This window comes from Enterobacter sp. J49 (genome assembly GCF_002148625.1).
Classification (GTDB): domain Bacteria; phylum Pseudomonadota; class Gammaproteobacteria; order Enterobacterales; family Enterobacteriaceae; genus Enterobacter; species Enterobacter ludwigii.
Map to the genome: position 1 here is coordinate 114,891 of NZ_MWPY01000030.1, position 24,042 is coordinate 138,932.

Annotated in this window: 21 protein-coding genes; 8 read left to right on the top strand and 13 right to left on the bottom strand. The window is 55.7% G+C overall.

All coding sequences use genetic code 11. The annotated features are described in order from the left end of the window. Positions 1 to 27 precede the first annotated feature (27 nt). The 6 genes from odhB to sdhC all read right to left on the bottom strand — a co-directional run bounded on the left by odhB (position 28) and on the right by sdhC (position 7,546). A complete protein-coding gene (gene odhB, locus BJP35_RS09420; RefSeq protein WP_025204653.1) occupies positions 28 to 1,254 on the bottom strand; it encodes a 2-oxoglutarate dehydrogenase complex dihydrolipoyllysine-residue succinyltransferase in 1,227 nt (408 codons plus the stop codon). Positions 1,255 to 1,268: 14 nt separating this feature from the next. Further along, on the bottom strand, positions 1,269 to 4,076 hold the full coding sequence (gene sucA, locus BJP35_RS09425; RefSeq protein WP_014169171.1) for a 2-oxoglutarate dehydrogenase E1 component: 2,808 nt from the start codon (positions 4,074 to 4,076) through the stop codon (positions 1,269 to 1,271). 226 nt (positions 4,077 to 4,302) lie between these two features. After that, the gene (gene sdhB, locus BJP35_RS09430) at positions 4,303 to 5,019 is read right to left on the bottom strand and encodes a succinate dehydrogenase iron-sulfur subunit SdhB (protein WP_014169170.1); all 717 of its coding nucleotides are present in this window, start codon (positions 5,017 to 5,019) and stop codon (positions 4,303 to 4,305) included. 15 nt (positions 5,020 to 5,034) lie between these two features. Beyond that, positions 5,035 to 6,801: a succinate dehydrogenase flavoprotein subunit gene (sdhA, locus tag BJP35_RS09435; RefSeq protein ID WP_014883036.1), complete on the bottom strand. Its 1,767-nt coding sequence runs from the start codon at positions 6,799 to 6,801 to the stop codon at positions 5,035 to 5,037. Beyond that, positions 6,801 to 7,148 (bottom strand): succinate dehydrogenase membrane anchor subunit, encoded by a 348-nt coding sequence (gene sdhD / locus BJP35_RS09440; RefSeq protein ID WP_010428702.1) that lies wholly within the window; start codon positions 7,146 to 7,148, stop codon positions 6,801 to 6,803. Before sdhD ends, sdhA begins: the two co-directional genes overlap by 1 nt. Beyond that, positions 7,142 to 7,546: a succinate dehydrogenase cytochrome b556 subunit gene (sdhC, locus tag BJP35_RS09445; protein WP_025204654.1), complete on the bottom strand. Its 405-nt coding sequence runs from the start codon at positions 7,544 to 7,546 to the stop codon at positions 7,142 to 7,144. Before sdhC ends, sdhD begins: the two co-directional genes overlap by 7 nt. Positions 7,547 to 8,187: 641 nt before the next feature. On the opposite strand from sdhC, the gene BJP35_RS09460 reads away from it, so the two are divergent. Further along, positions 8,188 to 9,471, top strand: a complete 1,284-nt coding sequence (locus tag BJP35_RS09460) for a citrate synthase (protein WP_014169167.1) — start codon at positions 8,188 to 8,190, stop codon at positions 9,469 to 9,471. 100 nt (positions 9,472 to 9,571) lie between these two features. On the opposite strand, the gene nei is transcribed toward BJP35_RS09460, so the two are convergent. From nei to BJP35_RS09495, 7 genes are all read right to left on the bottom strand, one after another. Next, positions 9,572 to 10,363 carry an endonuclease VIII gene (nei, locus tag BJP35_RS09465; protein WP_047357111.1) on the bottom strand — a complete coding sequence of 264 codons (792 nt, stop codon included), beginning with the start codon at positions 10,361 to 10,363 and terminating at the stop codon, positions 9,572 to 9,574. A gap of 21 nt (positions 10,364 to 10,384) precedes the next feature. Beyond that, positions 10,385 to 11,122: a 5-oxoprolinase subunit PxpA gene (gene pxpA / locus BJP35_RS09470; RefSeq protein ID WP_020884969.1), complete on the bottom strand. Its 738-nt coding sequence runs from the start codon at positions 11,120 to 11,122 to the stop codon at positions 10,385 to 10,387. Continuing rightward, positions 11,109 to 12,041 carry a 5-oxoprolinase subunit PxpC gene (gene pxpC, locus BJP35_RS09475; protein WP_086463050.1) on the bottom strand — a complete coding sequence of 311 codons (933 nt, stop codon included), beginning with the start codon at positions 12,039 to 12,041 and terminating at the stop codon, positions 11,109 to 11,111. Before pxpC ends, pxpA begins: the two co-directional genes overlap by 14 nt. Further along, positions 12,035 to 12,691, bottom strand: coding sequence for a 5-oxoprolinase subunit PxpB (gene pxpB / locus BJP35_RS09480; RefSeq protein ID WP_014169163.1), 657 nt, complete (start codon positions 12,689 to 12,691; stop codon positions 12,035 to 12,037). The genes pxpC and pxpB overlap by 7 nt, the downstream gene beginning before the upstream one ends. A 14-nt stretch (positions 12,692 to 12,705) precedes the next feature. Then, positions 12,706 to 13,449 carry a type 2 GTP cyclohydrolase I gene (locus tag BJP35_RS09485; RefSeq protein ID WP_020884971.1) on the bottom strand — a complete coding sequence of 248 codons (744 nt, stop codon included), beginning with the start codon at positions 13,447 to 13,449 and terminating at the stop codon, positions 12,706 to 12,708. 10 nt (positions 13,450 to 13,459) lie between these two features. Continuing rightward, positions 13,460 to 14,872 carry a deoxyribodipyrimidine photo-lyase gene (gene phrB / locus BJP35_RS09490; protein ID WP_086463051.1) on the bottom strand — a complete coding sequence of 471 codons (1,413 nt, stop codon included), beginning with the start codon at positions 14,870 to 14,872 and terminating at the stop codon, positions 13,460 to 13,462. 412 nt (positions 14,873 to 15,284) lie between these two features. After that, entirely contained in the window at positions 15,285 to 15,491 is a 207-nt protein-coding gene (locus BJP35_RS09495) for a YbfA family protein (RefSeq protein WP_014883027.1), read from the bottom strand. A gap of 307 nt (positions 15,492 to 15,798) precedes the next feature. Between BJP35_RS09495 and kdpF the strand changes: the two genes are divergently transcribed. From kdpF to speFL, 7 genes are all read left to right on the top strand, one after another. Continuing rightward, positions 15,799 to 15,888, top strand: a complete 90-nt coding sequence (kdpF, locus tag BJP35_RS09500) for a K(+)-transporting ATPase subunit F (RefSeq protein WP_015386886.1) — start codon at positions 15,799 to 15,801, stop codon at positions 15,886 to 15,888. After that, positions 15,888 to 17,567: a potassium-transporting ATPase subunit KdpA gene (kdpA, locus tag BJP35_RS09505; protein WP_086463052.1), complete on the top strand. Its 1,680-nt coding sequence runs from the start codon at positions 15,888 to 15,890 to the stop codon at positions 17,565 to 17,567. Before kdpF ends, kdpA begins: the two co-directional genes overlap by 1 nt. An 18-nt stretch (positions 17,568 to 17,585) precedes the next feature. Further along, the gene (gene kdpB / locus BJP35_RS09510; protein ID WP_014169157.1) at positions 17,586 to 19,634 is read left to right on the top strand and encodes a potassium-transporting ATPase subunit KdpB; all 2,049 of its coding nucleotides are present in this window, start codon (positions 17,586 to 17,588) and stop codon (positions 19,632 to 19,634) included. A gap of 12 nt (positions 19,635 to 19,646) precedes the next feature. Then, positions 19,647 to 20,222, top strand: coding sequence for a potassium-transporting ATPase subunit KdpC (gene kdpC, locus BJP35_RS09515; RefSeq protein ID WP_086463053.1), 576 nt, complete (start codon positions 19,647 to 19,649; stop codon positions 20,220 to 20,222). Then, positions 20,223 to 22,910, top strand: coding sequence for a two-component system sensor histidine kinase KdpD (gene kdpD / locus BJP35_RS09520; RefSeq protein ID WP_014169155.1), 2,688 nt, complete (start codon positions 20,223 to 20,225; stop codon positions 22,908 to 22,910). Continuing rightward, positions 22,907 to 23,584, top strand: coding sequence for a two-component system response regulator KdpE (kdpE, locus tag BJP35_RS09525; protein ID WP_025204661.1), 678 nt, complete (start codon positions 22,907 to 22,909; stop codon positions 23,582 to 23,584). The genes kdpD and kdpE overlap by 4 nt, the downstream gene beginning before the upstream one ends. A gap of 278 nt (positions 23,585 to 23,862) precedes the next feature. After that, positions 23,863 to 23,967, top strand: coding sequence for a leader peptide SpeFL (gene speFL, locus BJP35_RS24195; RefSeq protein ID WP_106503839.1), 105 nt, complete (start codon positions 23,863 to 23,865; stop codon positions 23,965 to 23,967). Positions 23,968 to 24,042: the final 75 nt, after the last annotated feature.

The following is a 24,042-nucleotide window of genomic DNA, read 5'->3' on the forward strand; positions in this document are numbered from 1 at the left end:
ACGCGCCGCCGGGCAAGACTGCTAAAACTAGACGTCCAGCAGCAGACGCGTTGGATCTTCCAGCAGCTCTTTGATGGCAACCAGGAAGCCCACGGACTCGCGGCCGTCGATCAGACGGTGATCGTAAGAGAGTGCCAGATACATCATTGGCAGGATCTCAACTTTGCCGTCTACCGCCATTGGACGATCTTTAATGGCATGCATACCCAGGATCGCGCTCTGCGGCGGGTTGATGATCGGGGTAGACATCAGTGAACCGAAAACGCCGCCGTTGGTAATGGTGAAGTTACCGCCGGTCAGATCGTCTACGGTCAGCTTGCCGTCGCGACCTTTTACAGCCAGCTCTTTAATCTTTTTCTCGATGTCAGCCATACCCAGAGTATCGACATCACGCAGAACCGGGGTAACCAGACCGCGTGGCGTAGAGACTGCCATGCTGACGTCGAAGTAGTTGTGGTAAACCACGTCATCGCCATCGATAGAAGCGTTAACTTCCGGGTAGCGTTTCAGCGCTTCAACAACCGCTTTCACGTAGAAGGACATAAAGCCCAGACGGATACCGTGACGTTTTTCAAACGCGTCACCGTACTGCTTACGCAGGTCCATGATTGGCTTCATGTTCACTTCGTTGAAAGTGGTCAGCATCGCGGTGGAGTTTTTCGCTTCCAGCAGACGCTCAGCCACACGCTTACGCAGGCGAGTCATCGGCACGCGTTTTTCGCTACGGGCACCCAGCGCAGGCTGTGCTGCCGGCGCCGCTGCCGCTGCTGGCGCTTTAGCTTCTGCCTGAGCAGGGGCTTTCGCCAGGTGCTTCTCGATATCTTCACGGGTCAGACGACCACCGACACCGGTGCCTTTAATGGCAGCCGCATCCAGGTTGTGCTCGGCCAGCAGGCGACGGATCGCCGGGCTGAGCGCGTCGTTAGTTTGCTCTTCCAGAGAGGCCTGCTGACGCTGGGCTGGGGTAGACGCTTTTTCGTCAGACTTCGCGCTGGACTCTTTGCCCGCGCTGTTGCCTTCACGCAGGCGACCCAGAATCTGACGGGAGGTTACGGTTGTCCCTTCGTCTTCCAGGACTGCATCCAGAATGCCATCCGCTGAAGCCGGTACTTCCAGTACCACTTTGTCAGTTTCGATTTCTACCAGCACTTCATCGCGCTTAACGCTATCGCCCGGTTTTTTGTGCCAGGTGGCGACGGTCGCATCTGCTACGGACTCAGGCAGGTCGGGAACAAGAATATCTACGCTACTCATTATGTATCCTTTAATTAATCGACGTTCAGCGCGTCATTGACCAGATCTTGTTGCTGCTTCTGGTGAACGGACATATACCCTACCGCCGGAGAGGCGGAGGCCGGGCGACCTGCATAACGCAGGGCAGACCCAAATGGAATGACTTCACGGAAATGATGCTGACTGCAGTACCAGGCGCCCTGGTTGAGCGGCTCTTCCTGGCACCAGACAAAATCATGCACGTGAGCATACGGTTTCAACGCTTCCTGCACCGCCTGGTGCGGGAATGGATAAAGCTGTTCGATACGCACGATGGCGACATCTTTCTGGTCGTTCTTACGGCGCTGTTCCAGCAGGTCGTAATAAACCTTACCAGAACACATCACAACACGCTTAACGGCCTGCGGATCCAGTTCGTCAACCTCACCGATGGCAGGCAGGAAGGTGCCGTTCGCCAGTTCGTCCAGGCTGGACACCGCCAGCGGGTGGCGCAGCAGGGATTTTGGCGACATGACCACCAGCGGACGGCGCATACCGCGCAGCGCCTGACGACGCAGCATGTGGTAGACCTGAGCCGGGGTGGACGGCACGCAGACCTGCATGTTCTGCTCAGCGCAGAGCTGCAGATAACGTTCCAGACGGGCGGAGGAGTGCTCCGGACCCTGACCTTCGTAACCGTGTGGCAGCAGCATCACCAGGCCACACATACGGCCCCATTTCTGCTCGCCGGACGAGATGAACTGGTCGATAACGACCTGGGCGCCGTTGGCGAAGTCACCGAACTGCGCTTCCCAGATAGTCAGGGTGCGCGGTTCCGCGGTGGCGTAGCCGTATTCGAATGCCAGTACCGCTTCTTCAGACAGAACGGAGTCCCATACCTTGAACTGACCCTGACCGTTATGGACATGCTGCAGCGGAGTATAGGTTGAACCGTTAGTCTGGTTGTGAACTACCGCGTGACGGTGGAAGAAGGTGCCACGGCCCGCATCTTCACCGGACAGACGAACAGGAATGCCTTCATCAACCAGCGTTGCGTAAGCCAGTGTTTCCGCCCCGCCCCAGTCGAACAGCTTCTCGCCCGCTGCCATTGATTGACGGTCAGCATAAATTTTCGCTACGCGAGACTGCATCTCGATAGCGTCTGGTACGGTGCTGATACGTTTAGCCAGCTCCTGCAGGCGCTTCATCTCTACCTTGTTCGGGTAGCTCTCATCCCACTCGTGGTTGAGGTACGGCGACCAGGTAAAGGAGTGCATGTTCATCGGGCGCAGCTCTTTCACTACGCATTCACCCGCATCCAGCGCGTCGCGGTAGAGGTTGACCATTTCGGTCGCATCTTCCAGCGTCGTCACGTTGTCGCCTTCCAGCTTGTCAGCATAGATTTTGCGTGGCGTCGGGTGTTTTTTGATTTTCTGATACATCAGCGGCTGCGTTGCACTTGGCTCGTCAGCTTCGTTGTGGCCATGACGGCGGTAGCAGAACAGGTCGATGAACACATCGCGTTTGAAGGTGTTACGGTAGTCCAGCGCCAGACGGGTAACGAACGCCACGGCTTCAGGGTCATCCGCGTTAACGTGGAAGATTGGCGCCTGAACCATCTTACCGATGTCGGTGCAGTACGGGGTAGAACGCGCATCCAGTGGGTTAGAGGTCGTGAAGCCCACCTGGTTGTTGATAACAATGCGAACGGTACCGCCCACTTCGTAACCACGCGCCTTGGACATGTTCAGCGTTTCCTGAACCACGCCCTGCCCTGTGACCGCCGCGTCACCGTGAATGGTGATTGGCAGAACTTTGTTGCTGCTCGGCTCGTCCAGACGATCCAGACGCGCACGCACAGAACCGATAACCACCGGGCTCACGATTTCCAGGTGTGACGGGTTAAACGCCAGCGCCAGGTGAACCAGACCGCCTTCGGTTTCGATATCAGACGAGAAGCCCATGTGGTACTTCACGTCACCGGTGCCGAGGTGTTCTTTATGTTTGCCCGCGAATTCGTCGAACAGGTCCTGCGGTTTTTTACCCAGCACGTTGACCAGTACGTTCAGACGACCGCGGTGCGCCATACCCAGCACCACTTCACGGGTACCGCTTTTGCCCGCGTGACGAATCAGCTCTTTCAGCATAGGTACCAGCGCGTCGCCGCCTTCTAGCGAGAAGCGTTTCGCACCCGGGAATTTCGCGCCCAGATAGCGTTCAAGGCCTTCTGCTGCGGTCAGTTCGCTGAGGAAGCGTTTTTTCTCTTCAGCAGAGAAATTCGCGTGGCCCGCCACAGATTCGATGCGCTGCTGGATCCAGCGTTTCTCTTCTGTAGAGGTGATGTGCATATATTCCGCGCCGATGGAGCCGCAGTAGGTTTGCTTGAGCGCGTCAATCAGTTCGCCCAACTTCATCGTGTCTTTGCCGATGGCAAAGGAACCTACGTTAAAGCTTTCCTGGAAATCGGCCTCGGTCAGATCGTGATACGCCGGATCGAGATCCGCCACACGATCTTGTTTCCACAGTCCCAGCGGATCGAGATTCGCATGCTGGTGACCACGGAAGCGATAAGCGTTGATAAGCTGCAGGACTTTAACCTGCTTCGCATTGGTGTCAGGGTCGGAAATCGCAGAAGAGTAACGTGAGGCATCCTTCGCCAGACGACGGAAATAATCACGTGTTTTGGAATGGAATTGATCCGGTTTGACTCCAGTGCCAGGTAACTGCTGGAACATGGAACGCCAGTTTGCGTCCACTGAGTCAGGATCGGTTAAGAAGTCTTCATAGAGCTGTTCTATCCAGCTCTGGTTTGAACCAGAGAGGTAAGAAGAGTCCAGCCAGGCTTTCATTGCGCCGTTCTGCATCGTGATCCCTTAAGCATTTTTATGCTTACTTTCGCCGTAGAAACTACCACGTACAACACGTACGTGCCGGGGTTCACCTGCGAGCTCTTATGTTGTCTTGGGCTCGCGAAGGAACCTTTAAAAACTGTCTGCACCTCGGGGCAGTTTTTAGAGGTTTCCTACATTTTATCCCCTCTCCTGTCAGGAGAGGGTCAGGGTGAGGGGAACAACGCTCCCCTCCTGTTACTTATGCACTGCGCTGCAGCAGCATCGACTTAATATGGCCGATGGCGCGCGTCGGGTTCAGCCCCTTAGGACATACACTGACGCAGTTCATGATGCTATGGCAGCGGAATACGCTGAAAGCATCACTCAGTCCTTCCAGACGACTGTCGGTTTCGGTGTCGCGGCTATCGATCAGGAAGCGATAGGCAGCCAGCAGACCGGCCGGGCCGATAAACTTGTCCGGGTTCCACCAGAACGACGGGCAAGAGGTCGAGCAACATGCACAGAGAATACACTCGTACAAACCGTCGAGTTTTTCACGCTGCTCAGGAGACTGTAAGTGCTCACGAGCCGGTGGATTTTGCCCATTATTCAATAAGTAAGGCTTAATCTTCTCATATTGTGCATAGAATTGCCCCATGTCTACCACCAAATCACGAACGACTGGCAGACCTGGCAAAGGACGGATAACAATTTTCTGGCCCGCGCGCTGCAACGCTGAAATTGGCGTGATGCAGGCCAGACCATTTTTACCGTTCATGTTCACACCGTCAGAGCCACAAACGCCTTCACGGCATGAGCGACGGAACGACAGTGTCGGATCTTTTTCTTTCAGCTGGATTAAGGCATCCAGCAGCATCATGTCACGGCCTTCTTCCGCTTCCAGGGTGTAATCCTGCATACGCGGAGCATCATCTACATCCGGGTTATAACGATAAACTGAAAATTCGAGTTTCATTATCCTGTCTCCGCATTAGTAAGTACGAATCTTCGGCGGGAACGCCGGACGCAGTTTCGGTTCCATATTGACGCTACGACGCGTCATGGATTCCGACTCTGGCAGATACAGGGAATGGCACAGCCAGTTTTCATCGTCACGATCCGGGAAGTCGAAGCGGCTATGCGCGCCACGGCTCTCGGTACGGAAGTTTGCCGACATCGCGGTAGCGAACGCCGTTTCCATCAGGTTATCCAGCTCCAGACACTCAACGCGCTGGGTATTGAACTCGCTGGACGTGTCGTCCAGACGGGCATTTTTCAGACGCTCGCGGATCGCTTTCAGCTGCTCAAGACCTTTGGCCATCGCATCCCCTTCACGGAATACCGAGAAGTTGTGCTGCATACATTCCTGCAGCGCTTTGCGGATTTCCACCGGATCTTCACCATTACGGTTGCCGTTCCAGCGGTTCAGACGCTCAAGCGACGCATCAATTTCATCGTCGGTGGCATCACGCAGCGCACCCTGCTCGGCAATAGACTCTTGCAGATGCAGACCTACCGCACGACCAAATACCACCAGGTCAAGCAGGGAGTTCCCGCCCAGACGGTTTGCACCGTGTACGGATACGCAGGCAATTTCACCGACGGCAAACAGGCCCGGGATAACAACGTCTTCACCCTGCTCGTTCACGGTCAGCGCCTGGCCGGTCACTTTGGTCGGAATACCGCCCATCATGTAGTGACAGGTTGGGATTACCGGGATGGGCTCTTTCACTGGATCGACGTGCGCGAAGGTACGAGACAGCTCCAGAATGCCTGGCAGACGTGATTCCAGAACCTCTTTACCCAGATGGTCGAGTTTCAGCTTCGCGTGTGGACCCCATGGGCCGTCACAGCCGCGGCCTTCACGGATTTCGATCATGATGGAACGCGCCACCACGTCACGACCCGCCAGGTCTTTCGCATTCGGGGCATAACGCTCCATGAAGCGCTCGCCGTGTTTGTTCAGCAGGTAACCCCCTTCACCACGGCAGCCTTCTGTTACCAGCACGCCGGCACCGGCGATGCCGGTTGGGTGGAACTGCCACATTTCCATATCCTGCACCGGTACGCCGGCGCGGATAGCCATACCTACGCCGTCACCGGTGTTGATGTGGGCGTTGGTGGTAGATTGATAAATACGGCCTGCACCGCCGGTCGCCAGCACGGTAGCACGCGCTTTGAAGTAGACCACTTCACCGGTTTCAATACACAGCGCGGTACAACCTACAACGGCGCCATCGGCGTTTTTCACCAGATCCAGCGCATACCACTCGGAGAAAATAGTCGTGTGGTTTTTCAGGTTCTGTTGATACAGCGTGTGCAGCAGTGCGTGACCGGTACGGTCAGCCGCAGCTGCAGTACGTGCCGCCTGCTCGCCGCCGAAGTTTTTCGACTGGCCGCCAAACGGACGCTGATAAATGGTGCCATTTTCCAGACGGGAGAACGGCAGCCCCATGTGATCCAGCTCCAGAATCGCTTCCGGGCCAGTCTTACACATATATTCGATAGCATCCTGGTCGCCGATGTAGTCGGAACCTTTGACCGTGTCATACATGTGCCATTCCCAGTTATCTTCATGGGAATTGCCCAGCGCAACGGTAATACCGCCCTGCGCGGAGACAGTGTGGGAACGGGTCGGGAAGACTTTAGAGAGCAGCGCACAGGTCTGGCCGCTCTGGGAAATTTGCAGTGCTGCACGCATACCTGCGCCACCAGCACCAATCACAACAGCATCAAATTCTCTGACTGGCAGTTTCATTACACACCCCACACCACAACGAATCCATAAATAACGTAAACCACCAGTGCAACGACAATGACCAGCTGCAGAGGAAGGCGAATCGCCAGCGGTTTAACGTAATCGGTCAACACCTGCCACATACCAATCCAGGCATGAATAAGGATGGAGAACAGAGCCAGCAGGGTGAACACTTTGGTGAAGGCAGATCCGAAGAACCCACTCCAGATTTCCCACGTCAGCGTGCCGCTGGTCGCGAAGAAACCAATCATATAGATGATATAAAGGGTGAGAACGATGGCGGTAGCACGGACCAGAATGAAGTCATGTACGCCGTTGCGTCCTAATGCGGAGGCGTTGCTTACCATACGAGAACTCCTGCGAGAAGTGAAAGCACGACAGTCAATACAAATGAAATATTAGCGGAGCGTTTACCGGCTTCGAAAGTCTCTTCCAGGTAGCCAAAGTCCATCAGCATATGACGAATGCCCACGACAACGTGGTACGCCAGCGCAGTCAGAATGCCCCACATGATAAATTTCACGAAGAAGCTGTTCATGATGGCAGAGGCCTGGAGGAATCCTTCAGGAGAAGAGAGGCTGGTACCCAGTAACCACAGCAGAATGCCGACCGCCACAAACGTAATCACACCAGAAACGCGGTGCAGAATGGACGCTATTGCTGTTACAGGGAACCGGATCGTTTTGAGATCCAGATTGACAGGTCTTTGTTTTTTCACATTTCTTATCATGAATAACGCCCACATGCTGTTCTTATTGTTTCCTTCCTCCGGACTGCGATGCGGGTCAGACAGCGTTCCTTTTCTATAACTGCGCGTCATGCAAAACATTGCTTCCAAATGCTAAAACGACACGTTACAACGCTGGGTGGCTCGGGATTGCAGGGTGTTCCGGAGACCTGGCGGCAGTATAGGCCGTTCACAAAATCATTACAATTAACCTACATACAGTTTGTCGGGTTTTCTCTGGAACAGTGATCAGGGTCACGATAACAACATCTTTTTAATTTTTAATCATCTGATTTGACAAATGTTAAACAATATTGTTACAAACGTCATCAGAAAAGGCATATAATGCGCAAAAGTTATGAGGTCTCACTTTCACCTGACAAATAGTTATGTAACAGTGTGATGGTATTGACCGAAGTTATCAGGACAGTTATTAGTGATATACAGGTTTGAATAATTCGGACTGCGAAGACACTGATTTGCTGTTGTTTCACTGATTTTTCATGTTTTTACCTGCAAGGCGCCATAGCTCTGTACCCTGGTTTCTCCTCGTGAGCTGAGCGGTAAGCCAAATAACAAACTGGTAACGGTGAGAAATCAGCAGAATGCAAATCCGGTAATTGGCAGTCTTAAGCAATAAGGCGCTAAGGAGACCGTAAATGGCTGATACAAAGGCAACGCTCACCCTAAATGGTGACACTGCTGTTGAACTGGATGTGCTAAAAGGCACGCTCGGTCAGGATGTTATTGATATCCGTACGCTGGGTTCTAAAGGTGTATTCACCTTCGACCCTGGATTTACCTCTACCGCATCTTGCGAATCCAAAATCACCTTCATTGATGGTGACGAAGGTATCCTGCTCCATCGCGGCTTCCCCATCGATCAGTTAGCCACTGAATCCAACTATCTGGAAGTGTGCTACATCCTGCTGAACGGCGAAAAACCGACGCAGGCACAATACGATGAATTCAAAACCACCGTGACCCGTCACACCATGATTCATGAGCAGATCACCCGTCTGTTCCATGCTTTCCGTCGTGATTCTCACCCAATGGCGGTGATGTGCGGTATTACCGGTGCGCTGGCAGCGTTCTACCACGACTCGCTGGACGTGAATAATCCACGTCACCGCGATATCGCGGCGTTCCGCCTGCTGTCCAAAATGCCGACAATGGCAGCGATGTGTTACAAATACTCCATCGGTCAGCCGTTTGTTTATCCACGTAACGACCTCTCCTACGCCGGTAACTTCCTGCGCATGATGTTCTCCACGCCGTGTGAAGAGTACGAAGTGAACCCGGTACTGGAACGTGCGATGGACCGTATTCTGATCCTGCACGCTGACCACGAACAGAACGCCTCCACCTCCACCGTCCGTACCGCAGGCTCTTCAGGCGCGAACCCGTTCGCCTGTATCGCTGCGGGTATCGCCTCCCTGTGGGGACCGGCGCACGGCGGCGCGAACGAAGCGGCACTGAAGATGCTGGAAGAGATCAGCTCCGTTGAGCACATTCCTGAATTCGTGCGTCGCGCGAAAGACAAGAATGACTCCTTCCGTCTGATGGGCTTCGGTCACCGTGTGTACAAAAATTACGACCCACGCGCTACCGTTATGCGTGAAACATGCCACGAAGTGCTGAAAGAGCTGGGTACAAAAGACGACCTGCTGGAAGTGGCGATGGAGCTTGAGCACATCGCACTGAACGACCCGTACTTCATCGAGAAGAAACTCTACCCGAACGTCGATTTCTACTCTGGCATTATTCTGAAAGCGATGGGCATTCCGTCTTCCATGTTCACCGTGATCTTCGCCATGGCACGTACCGTTGGCTGGATTGCGCACTGGAACGAAATGCACAGCGAAGGCATGAAAATCGCCCGTCCTCGTCAGCTGTATACTGGCTACGAGCAGCGTGATTTTAAGTCTGACATCAAACGCTGATGTTAACGGGGTGTGGCCTGATGACCTCACCCCATCCCTCTCTTACTCCGAGAGAGTAAAGACATTAAAAACGGTAACCCCCTGGGTTACCGTTTTCATTTTACTTCTGGCAGTGCGGACACCAGTAAAACGGTCTCGATGACAGCGTGGTTTTCGCAATTAACCCGCCGCACCGCTCACACGCCTTCCCTTCACGATGAAACACCTTAAAGCGGAACAATGCCCCATGGTGCTTGTTGTCATCCACCACGCCACGCGTGTTGTAGGACAGGCGCGGGATATCCAGCAGTGCGTGGGATAACGCCTCCAGCTGTTCATCACTGAGTTGCGATGCCTTATGCTGCGCCGCCAGGCCCACTTCCCAGAGGATTTCCACCCGCAGGTAATTTCCTAATCCAGCCAGAAACGCCTGATCGAGCAACAGTCCGGAAAACTGTCGGTTACGAAACCGAGGTGACACCAGACGGGCTTTCACATCGCACGGGGTCAGGCTCATATCCAGCACATCCGGCCCGACGCGCTGCAGGAACGGGTGAGTGAGCAGCTGCTCTGGCGTTAACATTTCGATATCAGATGCGCTGTAGAGCAGAATCGCGTTGTCTGCCGTCTGTAGCCTGACGCGCAGCACGCGGGTAGTTTGCGGCTGCTCGTTTGCCTTCACCACGCGCCAAACGCCGTACAGCTGATTATGGCTATATAACGTCAGGTTATGGGAGAAATGCGTGAGCAGCGCTTTGCCGCGCGTTTCAATGTGCGTCACCGTCTGCCCCACCAGCTGGGCTTCAAACGGTTTCAGTTGAGGAAAAGCAAACCAGACATCCGTCAGCGGTTTGCCTTTTATCGCCGCCTCGAGGCTATCCGCTGCACGGCGGATCTCCGGGCCTTCAGGCATTTTTCTGTCCTTATCGTTATGTCATGCACTTACGAGAATACCCTGCTCCGCAAAGGCCGCCCGTAAGCGGCGTGCAAACTGCAGCGCGTGCTCACCATCGCCGTGTAAACACACCGTATCCGCCTGGACTCTGGCCGTTGAACCATCAATTGCCTTTACCGACCCCTCACATACCATCGCCAGCGTTTGCGCCAGCGCCTGTGATTCATCGGTAATAAGCGCACCGGGCAGTGAACGGGGAACCAGGCTGCCATCCGGCTGGTACCCTCTGTCAGCAAAAACTTCCTGACGGGTGGTTAACCCCAGCCGCTGTCCCGCACGAATAAGCTCGCTCCCCGCCAGCCCCACCAGGATGAGCTGCGGGTTGCAGTCCCGCACCGCGCGGGCAATGGCATCCGCGAGAGCCGGATCTTTGGCCGCCTGATTGTAGAGCATGCCGTGGGGTTTCACATGGCGCAGCACGCCCTGCTGGGAACGCACAATCGCCTCCAGCGCGCCCGTTTGATAGAGCGTCTGGGCATACACCGTCTCAGGAGGGAGATCCATTGCCGTGCGGCCAAAATTATCCCTGTCAGGAAAACTGGGATGTGCCCCTATCGCCACGCCGTGCTTAATCGCATTACGCACGCTGACCAGCATGGTTTGCGCGTCACCCGCGTGAAACCCGCAGGCAATATTGACTGAAGAGACCAGCGTCATCAGTTCAGCATCGGCACTTCCGCCCTCACCCAGATCGGCGTTTAAATCAATCTTTGCCATCGAGCCTCCATGCCAGTTGTTCCAGATAACGCTGCTGATCCTGGCGTGCCTTCAGCGCCTCCTCCAGGGTACATTGCACAAAATGAATCGGCTGTCCGAGAGGAATTTGCGCCAGGTGGTAGCGATCCGCTTCAATGATGCAGGCAATACGCGGGTATCCCCCCGTGGTTTGCGCATCGTTCATCAGCACGATCGGCTGACCGTTACCCGGCACCTGAATGACGCCAGGCAATAAACCGTGTGAGAGCAATTCCCGATCTGTCGTACGGGTCAATGGCTGCCCCTGCAGGCGGTATCCCATACGGTTACTTTGCGGGCTGATCTTCCACGGCGAACGCCAGAACGTCTCCTGAGCGACTTCATCGAACTCCTGATATTCCGGCCCCGGTAAGGCACGGATCTGGTTGGTCCATAACAGCTGTTTTACCCCCTGGGCCGTCGAGAAGTGGCGCGTTGAGGGTTTAATCGCCAGACGATCGCCGTCACGCAGCAGGCGCCCTTCATGACCGCCAATGCCGGCTTTCTGATCGGTGCTGGATGAACCCAGCACTTCTGGCACATCAATCCCCCCTGCGACCGCAAGATAGCTTCGCACGCCGTGCACAGGACGTTTAAGGGTCAGACGCTGCCCGGCTTTCGCCCGCAGCCGCCAGCCTGTCCAGACCGCTTTGCCATCCAGCTCGGCATCACAGGCGGCCCCGGTTAAGGCAAACCAGGTCTCCTCGCCGAATTCAATCACACACTGGCCAAGCGTAATTTCGAGTGCCGCCGTGCTGCCAGGGTTGCCCACCAGCACGTTAGCAATCTCCAGCGCAGGCCTGTCCAGCGCACCACAGTAGCTCACGCCCGACTGGCGCATGCCAAAGCGGCCGGCATCCTGTACGGACGTGTAAAGCCCGGCGCGAATCAGCGTTAACATACCCCCTCCTTCTGCGGGATAAAGCGCAGGGTATCGCCGGGACGAAGGAGTATGGGAACCTCCTGCCCTGGTTCAAATAACGGCCTGGACGTATGCCCGATAAGCTGCCAGCCCCCCGGTGACGTCAGAGGATAAATGCCGGTCTGCTCACCACCGATAGCCACCGTGCCCGCCGGCACGCTCAGGCGGGGTTCGGCGCGACGCGGCGTATGCAATTGCGGTGAGAGCCCCCCCAGATAGGGAAAGCCCGGCTGGAAACCTAAGAACCAGACCACGTAATCAACGCAGGCGTGCAATTCAACCACCTGCTTTTCCGTTAATCCGCAGTGTTCCGCCACTACGCCAAGATCGGGTCCATGCTCGCCGCCATACACCACCGGGATCTCAATTGTCCGGGAATCCGGCTCCAGCGCCTCGCTCTCTTCCCACCAGCGCTGCAAACGTTCAATAGCATCCAGCGCCAGCGTATGCGGATTACGCAGCACCACGGTGATGTTATTCATACCCGGAATCGCTTCAACCACTTCAGGCACATCGGCCAGGCGCTGCGTTAGCCGCCAGATACGCTTTTGCGTGGCAAGGGTCACTGGCGGTTCCAGCTCCAGAACCACTGCCGTTTCCCCCAGAAGATAACAACGCGCTCGCTGCACTCAGATACCTCTCATCAGGCCGGGTTAGGGATATCAATAAACGTGACATCCAGATCGGTATTTTCGGTCAGCCATTCACTGAGGGCGCGAATTCCGCCACGCTCGGTGGCATGGTGACCTGCCGCGTAAAAATGCAGACCTTGTTCACGCGCCGAATGGACGGTCTGCTCGGACACTTCTCCAGTGATGAAGGCGTCGACACCAAAGCGTGCCGCGCTGTCAATAAAGCCCTGACCACCACCAGTACACCAGGCAACCCGCTTCACCGTATCCGGACCGGTGTCACCGCACCAGAGCGGACGGCGTCCCAGACGCGCTTCAATCCATGAGGCCAGCTCCAGGCCGGGCACCGGCATGGCCAGCTCTCCCCAGGGCACCAGCGGCTCAATTTCACCCATGACGGTAATCCCCAACAGCTGCGCGAGCTGTACGTTATTGCCCAGCTCCGGGTGCGCATCCAGCGGCAGATGGTAACCGTACAGGTTGATATCATTTGCCAGCAGCGTTTTCAGGCGGTTTCGCTTCATACCGCGAATGATCGGTGCTTCGTTTTTCCAGAAATAACCGTGATGGACAATAACGGCATCCGCTTCCTGACGGACGGCTTCGTCCAGCAGCGCCTGGCTTGCCGTCACGCCAGTGATAATTTTCTGCACCGTTTCGCGTCCTTCAACCTGGAGGCCGTTCGGGCCGTAATCGCTGAAGGAGGCGCTGTTCAGTTTTTCGTTAATCAGGCTTTCCAGTTCGCTGTTTTTCATCATTACTCTCTTAAGCTTTGCGGGCGGCCTCGTACGCCGCCAGCGTGGCGACACGCGCCTGTTTATGGTCAACAATCGGACGGGGATAATCGAGCTTCACGCCCTGTTTATCCGCCCAAGCCCACGGGTCGTGGATCGCTTTTGCAGGGACATTGCTCAGCGCGGGCAACCAGCGGCGGATAAACTCGCCGTCTGCATCAAATTTTTGTCCCTGCGTGGCAGGATTAAAAATACGGAAATAGGGCGCGGCGTCGGTTCCGGTGGACGCCGCCCACTGCCAGCCGCCGTTATTCGCCGCCAGATCGCCATCGATCAGCTGAGAAATAAAATACCGCTCCCCGACACGCCAGTCGATAAGCAGATCTTTCACCAGGAAGCTGGCGGTAATCATTCGCAGCCGGTTGTGCATCCATCCGGTTTCATTGAGCTGGCGCATCGCGGCATCAACAATCGGGAAGCCCGTTTCGCCTTTCTGCCAGGCCTGTAAGTGGCTCTCGTTGTGTTGCCAGTTTACGTTATCAGTCCAGGGTATAAACGGACGATGCTTACATAAATCAGGGTGATACGTCATCAAATGGCGATAAAACTCGCGCCAGATAAGTTCGTTAAGCCAGACGGAGCCGGGGCCCCCGTCCAGTGCCTGCGGTTGTTCCGCCAGAAGACGATGCAGACACTGGCGCGGAGAGAGCACGCCCAGCGCCAGACAGGCCGATAAACGGCTGGTGCCCTCTGTCGCGGGAAAATCCCTGCGCGCGTCGTAATCGCCTGCGCCCGCTTTACAAAACTGGCGCAGCTTCGCGATAGCGTTTTTTTCGGTAGCCGGAAACAGAGTCTCATCAAACGCCTGTTGCGGATAGTCAAACTCCCGCTCGGGTATCTCCGTTATGGCCTCTCCCCTCACGGTGGGTGCAGCCACACATTCCGGCAGCGCCTCCTTCAGTCTTTTAATGAAGGCATTTTTAAACGGCGTAAAGACTTTATACATCTCGTGGTTGCCGGTCATGACACTGCCCGGCGGCAGCATGACGCTGTCATCAAAACCCTGACACTCTACATCCTGCAGGATTTTCTCCAGCTGACGATCCCGCTGACGTTCATTGAATTCGTACTGATAGTTGTAAAAAAGGTGGGTGACAGCGTACTGCTCACAGATCGCCTGCACGGCCTGGCATTGTGCGGAGAAGTCACTGACCTCTTTATAAATGAGCGGGATCCCTTTTTCGGCAAGCGAACACTGCAAGCCATTCAGATGTGAGCTGAGGTAAGCCGCCTGGCGTGGTGCCATAGCATGCTGCTGCCACTGCCCGGGGGTGGCGATAAACACCGCCAGCACGCGGGCTTCCGGGGAGCGGCAGGCAGCCGCAAGGGCGAGATTGTCATGTACGCGCAGGTCCGCGCGAAACCAAACCAGATGGGTGGGCATAAAACTCCTGGCAATTATCCATTATGTCCGTAAGGCCATGCCACTAAAGAGAAAATGCGGCTGGCTTTTATCTACTTTGCCATGAAGTGTAGACGCGATGAAATAAAAAAGGCCGCCCGGGGCGGCCTTAACGCTACGTGTCCTGCGCCATCATGGTAAAAGCAATAAACAGTGTCGGTTCATCACGTCTTACCACGAGTACGCTGGCGATAATGAACGCAATGCAAAAAGAGCGTTTCATCATGCGGTCCCTGCTGCTAACCGCTCCACCGTTCACCACCGGTGATAAGTCGGTGGATACACGCTCTGACGGGTGCCCAAAAACGGCCCAACGGACCGCGGATCCTGAGGGATAAAAAAAACCGCCACATTGCTGTAGGCGGTTTTTTTATTGCTGTGTGTCGTCTTCGTATCAGTAAAAATCGCAGGTCGCTTTCTCGGCCTGATCCATCCACACCGGCTTCTCGCTGGTTTTGGCCCAGACGCGGTGCAAATAGCTATAAAAACGTGCGCGGTCTTTCCAGAAGAGCATCACCGGCAGGGCCAGCACGCCAGCCACTACGGCGAAAGTGCGACGCATGAAAACGATATGAGCCGGATACGCTTTATAAAGATCCATATTTTCTCCCCTATAGTTGGCCGGAAACATGCTCCGGAAAATTTGAAATCTGTGATCTGGCTAAAATAATACCGCTTTGCTTGTAATTTTACTACTCATCAGACCAGTTATTTTCATCCATTTAGTGAATATTTACATTTCCGCCGTAAGTAAGTTACAAAAAAGTTAACGATTTACTTACCAACAGTTAAATTGTGCCTTTTCCATTTTTATACTTTTTTTACACCCACCCTGCCGATTTTTGCGAAATCTTTGCGCCATAAATCCTACCGTTAACACAAATACAAATGTCACTCGGAGGTGGATTGTGAGTGCAGGTCTGATTACCGGCATCGTGCTGGTGTTCCTGTTATTGGGTTATCTGGTCTACGCCCTGATTAATGCGGAGGCCTTCTGATGGCTGCTCAGGCGTTTTTACTTATAGCCAGCTTTTTACTGGTCTTATTGGTGCTTGCCAGACCGCTGGGAACGGGGCTCGCGCGGCTGATCAACAACGTGTCCTTACCGGGTACGGGAAGTATCGAAAAAGGGATCTGGCGCGTACTGGGAATACGCGATCAGGAGATGAACTGGCGTCAGTATCTGGTCGCTATTCTGCTGCTGAATATCGTTGGGCTGGTCGCGCTCTTTGTCATGCTGATGTTGCAGGGTAGCCTGCCGCTGAACCCGCAACAGTTACCGGGCCTGTCCTGGCATCTTGCGCTGAATACGGCCGTCAGCTTTGTCACCAATACCAACTGGCAATCCTACGCCGGCGAAACCACGCTGAGCTACTTCAGCCAGATGGTGGGATTAACCGTACAAAATTTCCTCTCAGCAGCCAGCGGCATCGCGGTTGTCTTCGCGCTGACGCGTGCGTTTGCACGTCAGAATATGGGTACGCTGGGCAATGCCTGGGTTGATCTCACGCGCATTACTCTGTGGGTCTTACTTCCGATTGCTCTGCTCATCGCGCTGTTCTTTATTCAGCAAGGTACGCTGCAAAACCTGCTGCCTTACGCGCCTTATACCTCGCTTGAAGGGGCAAAACAGCTTCTGCCGATGGGGCCTGTGGCCTCACAGGAAGCCATTAAGATGCTCGGTACGAATGGTGGCGGTTTCTTCAATGCCAACTCATCGCATCCGTTTGAAAACCCAACGGCACTGACCAACGCTGTGCAAATGCTGGCGATCTTCCTGATCCCCGCAGCGCTGTGCTTTGCTTTTGGCGATGTAGTGAACGATCGTCGTCAGGGTCGCACCCTGCTCTGGACCATGTCGCTCATCTTTGTCGTCTGTGTTGCGCTGGTGATGTGGGCCGAGTGGCAAGGTAACCCGCATTTCCTGACGCTGGGCGCTGACGGCACCATGAATATGGAAGGGAAAGAGAGCCGCTTTGGCATTCTCGCCAGCAGCCTTTATGCCGTGGTCACGACGGCGGCATCCTGCGGGGCGGTCAATGCTATGCACGACTCCTTCACGGCACTGGGCGGCATGATCCCGATGTGGCTGATGCAGATCGGTGAAGTGGTATTCGGCGGCGTAGGCTCGGGTCTTTACGGCATGCTGCTGTTTGTTCTGCTGGCGGTGTTCATTGCGGGTCTGATGATTGGTCGCACCCCGGAATATCTGGGCAAAAAAATCGATGTCCGTGAGATGAAGTTAACCGCGCTGGCGATTCTGGTCACCCCCGCCCTCGTGCTGGCTGGTACCGCACTGGCACTGATGACGGAGGCCGGACGCAGCGGCATCTTCAACCCTGGCATCCACGGCTTTAGCGAAGTGCTTTATGCCGTCTCTTCTGCTTCTAACAATAACGGTAGTGCCTTCGCAGGCTTAAGCGCTAACTCACCGTTCTGGAACTGTCTGCTGGCGTTCTGCATGTTCGTGGGCCGTTTCGGGGTCATTGTGCCGGTGCTGGCGATTGCCGGGTCGCTGGTGAGCAAAAAAATTCAACCGACCACCAGCGGGACGTTGCCGACCCACGGCGCGCTGTTTAGCGGACTGCTGGCCGGTACCGTGCTGCTGGTCGGCGCCCTGACCTTTATCCCCGCCCTCGCGTTAGGCCCGGTCGCGGAATACCTCTCTTTACGCTGATTTTGCGGAGAATTTGTCATGAGTCGTAAACAAATGGCCCTGTTCGAACCGTCGTTAGTTCGACAGGCCCTCATGGATGCGGTGAAAAAGTTGAGCCCGCGCGTGCAGTGGCACAACCCGGTGATGTTTATCGTCTGGATAGGGAGTTTACTCACCACCGCGCTGGCGATTGCCATGGGAACGGGTCATCTGCAGGGGAATGCGATGTTCACCGGCGCTATCAGCCTGTGGCTGTGGTTCACCGTACTGTTTGCCAACTTTGCGGAAGCGCTGGCGGAAGGCCGCAGCAAAGCGCAGGCCAATAGCCTCAAAGGGGTGAAAAAAACCGCTTTTGCGCGCAAATTACGCGAACCGAAATACGGTGCCCAGATGGACCATGTCCCGGCAGATGAACTGCGTAAAGGTGACGTGGTGCTGGTCGAAGCCGGGGACATTATCCCCTGCGACGGTGAAGTCATCGAAGGCGGCGCGTCGGTAGATGAAAGTGCCATCACCGGGGAATCCGCTCCCGTCATACGTGAATCCGGGGGTGATTTCGCCTCCGTAACGGGCGGGACACGCATTCTCTCCGACTGGCTGGTGATCCAGTGTAGCGTCAACCCGGGTGAAACCTTCCTTGACCGTATGATTGCCATGGTGGAAGGCGCGCAGCGTCGTAAAACACCAAACGAAATTGCCCTGACCATCCTGCTGGTGGCGCTGACGATTGTCTTTCTGCTGGCAACCGCCACGTTGTGGCCATTCTCCGCTTACGGCGGTACCGCGGTCACCACCACCGTTCTGGTGGCGCTGCTGGTCTGCCTGATCCCGACCACCATCGGGGGGCTGCTGTCGGCCATCGGTGTGGCCGGTATGAGCCGTATGTTGGGCGCGAACGTCATCGCGACCAGCGGACGTGCGGTCGAGGCCGCAGGGGATGTGGACGTTCTGCTGCTGGATAAAACCGGGACAATCACCCTCGGTAACCGCCAGGCGTCAGAGTTCTTACCTGCCCCCGGCGTGGATGAAAAAACGCTGGCGGATGCGGCGCAACTCTCTTCCCTCGCCGATGAAACGCCGGAAGGCCGCAGTATCGTGATCCTCGCCAAGCAGCGCTTTAACCTGCGCCAGCGCGACGTTCAGAGTCTCCATGCGACTTTCGTTCCCTTCACGGCACAAACCCGAATGAGCGGCATCAACATTCAGGACCGCATGATCCGTAAAGGCTCCGTCGACGCAATTCGTCGCCACATTGAAGCCAATAATGGTCATTTCCCACCAGAAGTGGACAACCTGGTCGAGAGCGTGGCACGTCAGGGCGCGACGCCGCTGGTGGTGGCTGAAGGGGCACATGTGCTGGGGGTGATTTCGCTGAAGGATATCGTAAAAGGCGGGATTAAAGAGCGCTTTGCCCAGCTGCGGAAAATGGGGATCAAAACGGTGATGATCACCGGGGACAACCGTCTGACCGCCGCCGCGATTGCTGCCGAAGCGGGCGTGGATGATTTTCTCTCGGAGGCAACGCCTGAAGCCAAGCTGGCGTTAATTCGTCAGTATCAGGCGGAAGGTCGCCTGGTGGCGATGACGGGTGATGGCACCAACGATGCCCCAGCCCTTGCGCAGGCCGACGTGGCGGTGGCCATGAACTCCGGTACCCAGGCGGCGAAAGAGGCGGGCAACATGGTCGACCTCGACTCGAACCCGACCAAGCTGATTGAAGTTGTGCACATTGGTAAGCAGATGCTGATGACGCGCGGTTCACTGACAACGTTCAGTATCGCCAACGACGTCGCAAAATACTTTGCCATCATTCCCGCGGCGTTTGCGGCCACCTATCCGCAGCTTAATGCGCTGAACGTGATGCATCTGCACTCGCCAGCATCAGCCATTCTCAGTGCGGTTATTTTTAACGCCCTGATTATTGTCTTCCTGATCCCGCTGGCGCTCAAAGGGGTGAGCTACAAACCGCTGACCGCGGCGGCCATGCTGCGCCGCAACCTGTGGATTTACGGGCTGGGTGGGCTGATTGTCCCCTTCATCGGTATCAAGGTTATCGACCTGCTGTTGACGCTGTTTGGGCTGGTTTAAAAGGTGAATCAAATGACGATGTTACGTCCCGCTATACTTCTGTTTATTCTGCTGTCGCTTATTACCGGCGGGCTTTACCCGCTGGTGACCACCGCGCTGGGCCAGTGGTGGTTTAAGGATCAGGCCAACGGCTCGCTGATCATGCAAAACGGTGAAAACCGCGGTTCGCGTTTGATTGGACAGAATTTTACCGACGCCCGTTACTTCCAGGGACGCCCTTCCGCCACTGCCGAAAGCCCGTATAATCCGATGGCATCCGGTGGCAGTAACCTGGCCGGCAGCAACCCGGATCTGGATAAAGCCATTGCCGAACGTGTAGCCGCCCTGCGCGCCGCAAATCCACAGGCCAGCCGGGAGGTGCCTGTGGAGCTGGTGACGGCCTCTGCAAGCGGGCTGGACTACAGCCTGACGCCGAAGGCGGTGGCATGGCAGATCCCCCGCGTCGCGGCGGCCCGTCAGCTGACGGTGGAACAGGTGAGCAAGCTGGTCGCAGAGCATACGCAAAAACCGCTGGTCAGCTTCATCGGCATGCCCGTGGTGAATATTGTTGAGCTGAATCTGGCGCTGGACGCGCTAAGGAAAAACTAAATGACCGACGAGCCCATGCGCCCGGATCCGGACAGGCTGCTCGAACAGACGGCTGAAGCCCATCGCGGCAAACTGAAAATCTTCTTCGGCGCCTGTGCTGGCGTCGGGAAAACCTTCGCCATGCTGACAGAAGCCCAGCGGCTTCGGGCGCAGGGGCTCGATATTCTTATCGGCGTGGTGGAAACCCACGGCCGGAAAGAGACGGCAGCACTGTTGAAGGGGCTGGCGACACAGCCGCCTCGCCGTATCAGCCATCGTGGGCGTCTGGTCACGGAGTTCGATCTCGACGCCGCCCTCGCCCGCAGGCCCGCGCTTATCCTGATGGACGAACTGGCACACAGTAATGCTTCAGGCTCGCGCCACCCCAAACGCTGGCAGGACGTTGAAGAGCTGCTTGAAGCAGGCATTGATGTTTTCACCACGGTAAATGTTCAGCATCTCGAAAGCCTGAACGACGTGGTCAGCGGCGTGACCGGGATTCAGGTTCGCGAAACCGTACCCGATCCCTTTTTCGACTCTGCGGACGAAGTGGTGCTGGTCGATCTGCCTCCAGACGATCTGCGCCAGCGACTGCATGAAGGAAAAGTCTATATTGCAGGTCAGGCCGAACGCGCCATCGAACATTTCTTTCGCAAAGGCAACCTGATAGCCCTGCGCGAGCTGGCCCTGCGTCGCACGGCGGATCGCGTGGACGATCAGATGCGCGCCTGGCGTGACCTGCAAGGGCAGGAGCGCGTCTGGCATACGCGGGATGCCATTCTGCTGTGTGTGGGTCACGGCAGCGGCAATGAAAAGCTCGTCCGCACCGCAGCGCGTCTGGCGGCCAAGTTTGGTAGCGTCTGGCATGCGGTCTATGTCGAGACGCCGCAGCTTCACGCGCTGCCTGAAAACCAGCGCCGCGCGATCTTAAGTTCGCTGCGTCTGGCACAGGAGCTGGGCGCAGAAACCGCCACTCTCTCCGATCCCCAGGAAGATAAAGCCATTCTGCGCTACGCGCGTGAGCACAACCTCGGGAAAATTGTCATTGGCCGTCGTCAGCATCGTCGCTGGTTTAGCCGCGAATCCTTTGCTGACAAACTGGCCCGGCGTGCTCCCGACCTCGATCTGGTGATTGTCGCACTGGATGACAAACCCACCCCTTTACCCAACCGCGCACCGGACAGCCGCACTTTTAATGATAAATGGCGAATTCAGATCCGCGGCTGTCTTGTCGCCGTCGTGCTCTGCGCGCTGATCACCGTGATTGCGAGCCACTGGCTGATTGCCTTCGACGCGGCCAATCTGGTGATGATCTACCTGCTCGGCGTGGTCGTGGTGGCGCTCTTTTACGGGCGCTGGCCCTCGGTACTGGCGACGTTCATCAACGTCATCAGCTTCGATCTGTTCTTTATCGCGCCCCGCGGAACGCTCGCCGTTTCGGATGTGCAGTACATTCTCACCTTTGCCGTGATGCTCACCGTTGGGCTGGTGATCGGTAATCTGACGGCGGGTGTGCGCTATCAGGCCCGTATCGCCCGCTACCGCGAACAGCGCACACGGCATCTTTATGAGATGTCTAAATCGCTGGCGGTTGGCCGTACGCCGCTGGATATTGTGCAGACCAGCGAGCAGTTTATCCGCTCGACCTTTCACGCCAGCAACCTGATTTTACTCCCGGACGAACACGGAAAACTGCGCCCGCTGACCTCGGCCTCAGGTATGACGCCCTGGGATGAAGCCATTGCGCGCTGGAGCTTTGATAAAGGACTTCCTGCGGGTGCAGGGACGGACACCCTGCCCGGCGTACCGTATCAAATTCTGCCGCTGCGCAGTGCCGATAAAAATCAGGGGCTGGTGATCGTTGAACCGTCGAATCTGCGCCAGCTGATGATCCCCGAACAGCAGCGATTGCTGGAGACATTTACCCTGCTGGTGGCAAGCGCGCTGGAACGGCTGGCGCTTACCGCCAGCGAAGAACAGGCCCGTCTGGCAAGCGAGCGCGAGAGCATTCGTAACTCATTGCTGGCCGCCCTCTCCCACGACCTTCGCACCCCACTCACCGTGCTGTTTGGCCAGTCAGAAATTTTGACGCTGGATTTGGCAGCGGAAGGCTCGAAACATGCGTTGCAGGCCAGCGAGATCCGCCAGCATGTGCTGAACACCACACGCCTGGTAAATAATCTGCTTGATATGGCGCGCATTCAGTCGGGCGGATTTAACCTCAAAAAAGAGTGGCTCACGCTCGAAGAGGTGGTGGGTAGCGCTTTGAAAATGCTGGAGCCGGGCCTCGGTGGGCGCCATATTGCGCTGAACATGCCCGAACCGCTGACGTTAATTCACGTTGATGGCCCGCTGTTTGAACGCGTGCTGATCAATCTGCTGGAAAATGCCGGCAAATACGCAGGAGCAAACGCCCGGATTGGGGTGGATGCCACGGTGGAAGATCACACGCTACGGCTTGACGTCTGGGATACCGGGCCGGGTATCCCTGCCGGACAGGAGTTCGCTATTTTCGAGAAATTTGCCCGCGGTAATAAAGAGTCGGCCATTCCCGGCGTGGGTCTGGGTCTGGCGATTTGCCAGGCGATTATTGACGTTCATGGCGGTACCATTTCGGCGGAGAATCGCCCGGAAGGCGGCGCACGTTTTTGTGTTAAACTTCCTCTGGAAGCCCCGCCAGAACTTAATGAATTACCAGAGGATTTGTGATCAACGTTCTGATTGTTGAAGATGAGATCGCCATTAGCCGGTTTCTGCGTGCTGCGCTGGAAGGCGATGGCCTGCGCGTTCATGACGCCGGCACGCTCCAGCGGGGTTTGATTGAAGCGGCCACGCGCAAACCTGATCTGGTGATCCTCGATCTCGGCCTGCCGGATGGCGACGGCATCGATTTTATTCGTGAGGTTCGACAGTGGAGTCAGATGCCCATTCTGGTGCTGTCAGCCCGTACCGAAGAGTCGGATAAAATCGCGGCGCTGGATGCCGGAGCGGATGACTATCTGATTAAGCCTTTTGGTATTGGCGAACTGCAGGCTCGCCTTCGTGTCGCGCTGCGTCGTCACAGCGCCACCACCCCTGCCGACCCAACATACACGTTTGGTGATATTCGGGTTGATCTGGCAGCACGGCGCATCGCTCGCGGTGAAGAGGAAATCCATCTCACCCCCATCGAGTTTCGGCTACTCGCCGTTTTGCTCAATAATCACGGTAAGGTACTCACCCAGCGCCAGCTGTTGAGTCAGGTGTGGGGGCCAAACGCCGTGGAACATAGTCACTATTTACGCATATATATGGGACACCTTCGACAAAAACTGGAAGTTGACCCCGCGCGTCCTCGTCATTTATTAACTGAAACCGGTATCGGTTATCGGTTCATGCTTTGAATAACTATTCAGTTTATTTTTAAATAAACGCCTACCCTCCCATAAAATACGCGCAAAAATAATCTCCGGGTTATTTTTTGGTGTATTTATGTCCATTCAGCACATTCATAACACAATCCGTTAACGCAACATCAACATATCAGCATTTTGATCTGCGATATTCATCAAAAGCGAATATTTATTTCTGATTTGATCGGTTAACGGTGATCTGTTTCACAGTTAATCGCTTTTTCCAGGATAAAATGTCCATGCTTTCAATTACTGAAAGGAAATGAAACATGGAAAACAATAATCGTTTAATGCCCCATATAAGGCGGACAACTCATATCATGATGTTTGCCCACCGAAACTGTTTTGACTTTCATATCTTTAATGCCCGGTAGTCCTTCGACTTCTGGCGCACCCGCTTACAGGTTATCCTGAAACACCCTATTTTACAGGCCTTTGCCTGTGAACCC

Coding starts and splice junctions, on each gene's coding strand:
- odhB (WP_025204653.1), bottom strand. CDS start 1,254: ATGAGTAGCGTAGATATTCTTGTTCCCGACCTGCCTGAGTCCGTAGCA.
- sucA (WP_014169171.1), bottom strand. CDS start 4,076: ATGCAGAACGGCGCAATGAAAGCCTGGCTGGACTCTTCTTACCTCTCT.
- sdhB (WP_014169170.1), bottom strand. CDS start 5,019: ATGAAACTCGAATTTTCAGTTTATCGTTATAACCCGGATGTAGATGAT.
- sdhA (WP_014883036.1), bottom strand. CDS start 6,801: ATGAAACTGCCAGTCAGAGAATTTGATGCTGTTGTGATTGGTGCTGGT.
- sdhD (WP_010428702.1), bottom strand. CDS start 7,148: ATGGTAAGCAACGCCTCCGCATTAGGACGCAACGGCGTACATGACTTC.
- sdhC (WP_025204654.1), bottom strand. CDS start 7,546: ATGTGGGCGTTATTCATGATAAGAAATGTGAAAAAACAAAGACCTGTC.
- BJP35_RS09460 (WP_014169167.1), top strand. CDS start 8,188: ATGGCTGATACAAAGGCAACGCTCACCCTAAATGGTGACACTGCTGTT.
- nei (WP_047357111.1), bottom strand. CDS start 10,363: ATGCCTGAAGGCCCGGAGATCCGCCGTGCAGCGGATAGCCTCGAGGCG.
- pxpA (WP_020884969.1), bottom strand. CDS start 11,122: ATGGCAAAGATTGATTTAAACGCCGATCTGGGTGAGGGCGGAAGTGCC.
- pxpC (WP_086463050.1), bottom strand. CDS start 12,041: ATGTTAACGCTGATTCGCGCCGGGCTTTACACGTCCGTACAGGATGCC.
- BJP35_RS09485 (WP_020884971.1), bottom strand. CDS start 13,449: ATGAAAAACAGCGAACTGGAAAGCCTGATTAACGAAAAACTGAACAGC.
- phrB (WP_086463051.1), bottom strand. CDS start 14,872: ATGCCCACCCATCTGGTTTGGTTTCGCGCGGACCTGCGCGTACATGAC.
- BJP35_RS09495 (WP_014883027.1), bottom strand. CDS start 15,491: ATGGATCTTTATAAAGCGTATCCGGCTCATATCGTTTTCATGCGTCGC.
- kdpA (WP_086463052.1), top strand. CDS start 15,888: ATGGCTGCTCAGGCGTTTTTACTTATAGCCAGCTTTTTACTGGTCTTA.
- kdpB (WP_014169157.1), top strand. CDS start 17,586: ATGAGTCGTAAACAAATGGCCCTGTTCGAACCGTCGTTAGTTCGACAG.
- kdpC (WP_086463053.1), top strand. CDS start 19,647: ATGACGATGTTACGTCCCGCTATACTTCTGTTTATTCTGCTGTCGCTT.
- kdpD (WP_014169155.1), top strand. CDS start 20,223: ATGACCGACGAGCCCATGCGCCCGGATCCGGACAGGCTGCTCGAACAG.
- speFL (WP_106503839.1), top strand. CDS start 23,863: ATGGAAAACAATAATCGTTTAATGCCCCATATAAGGCGGACAACTCAT.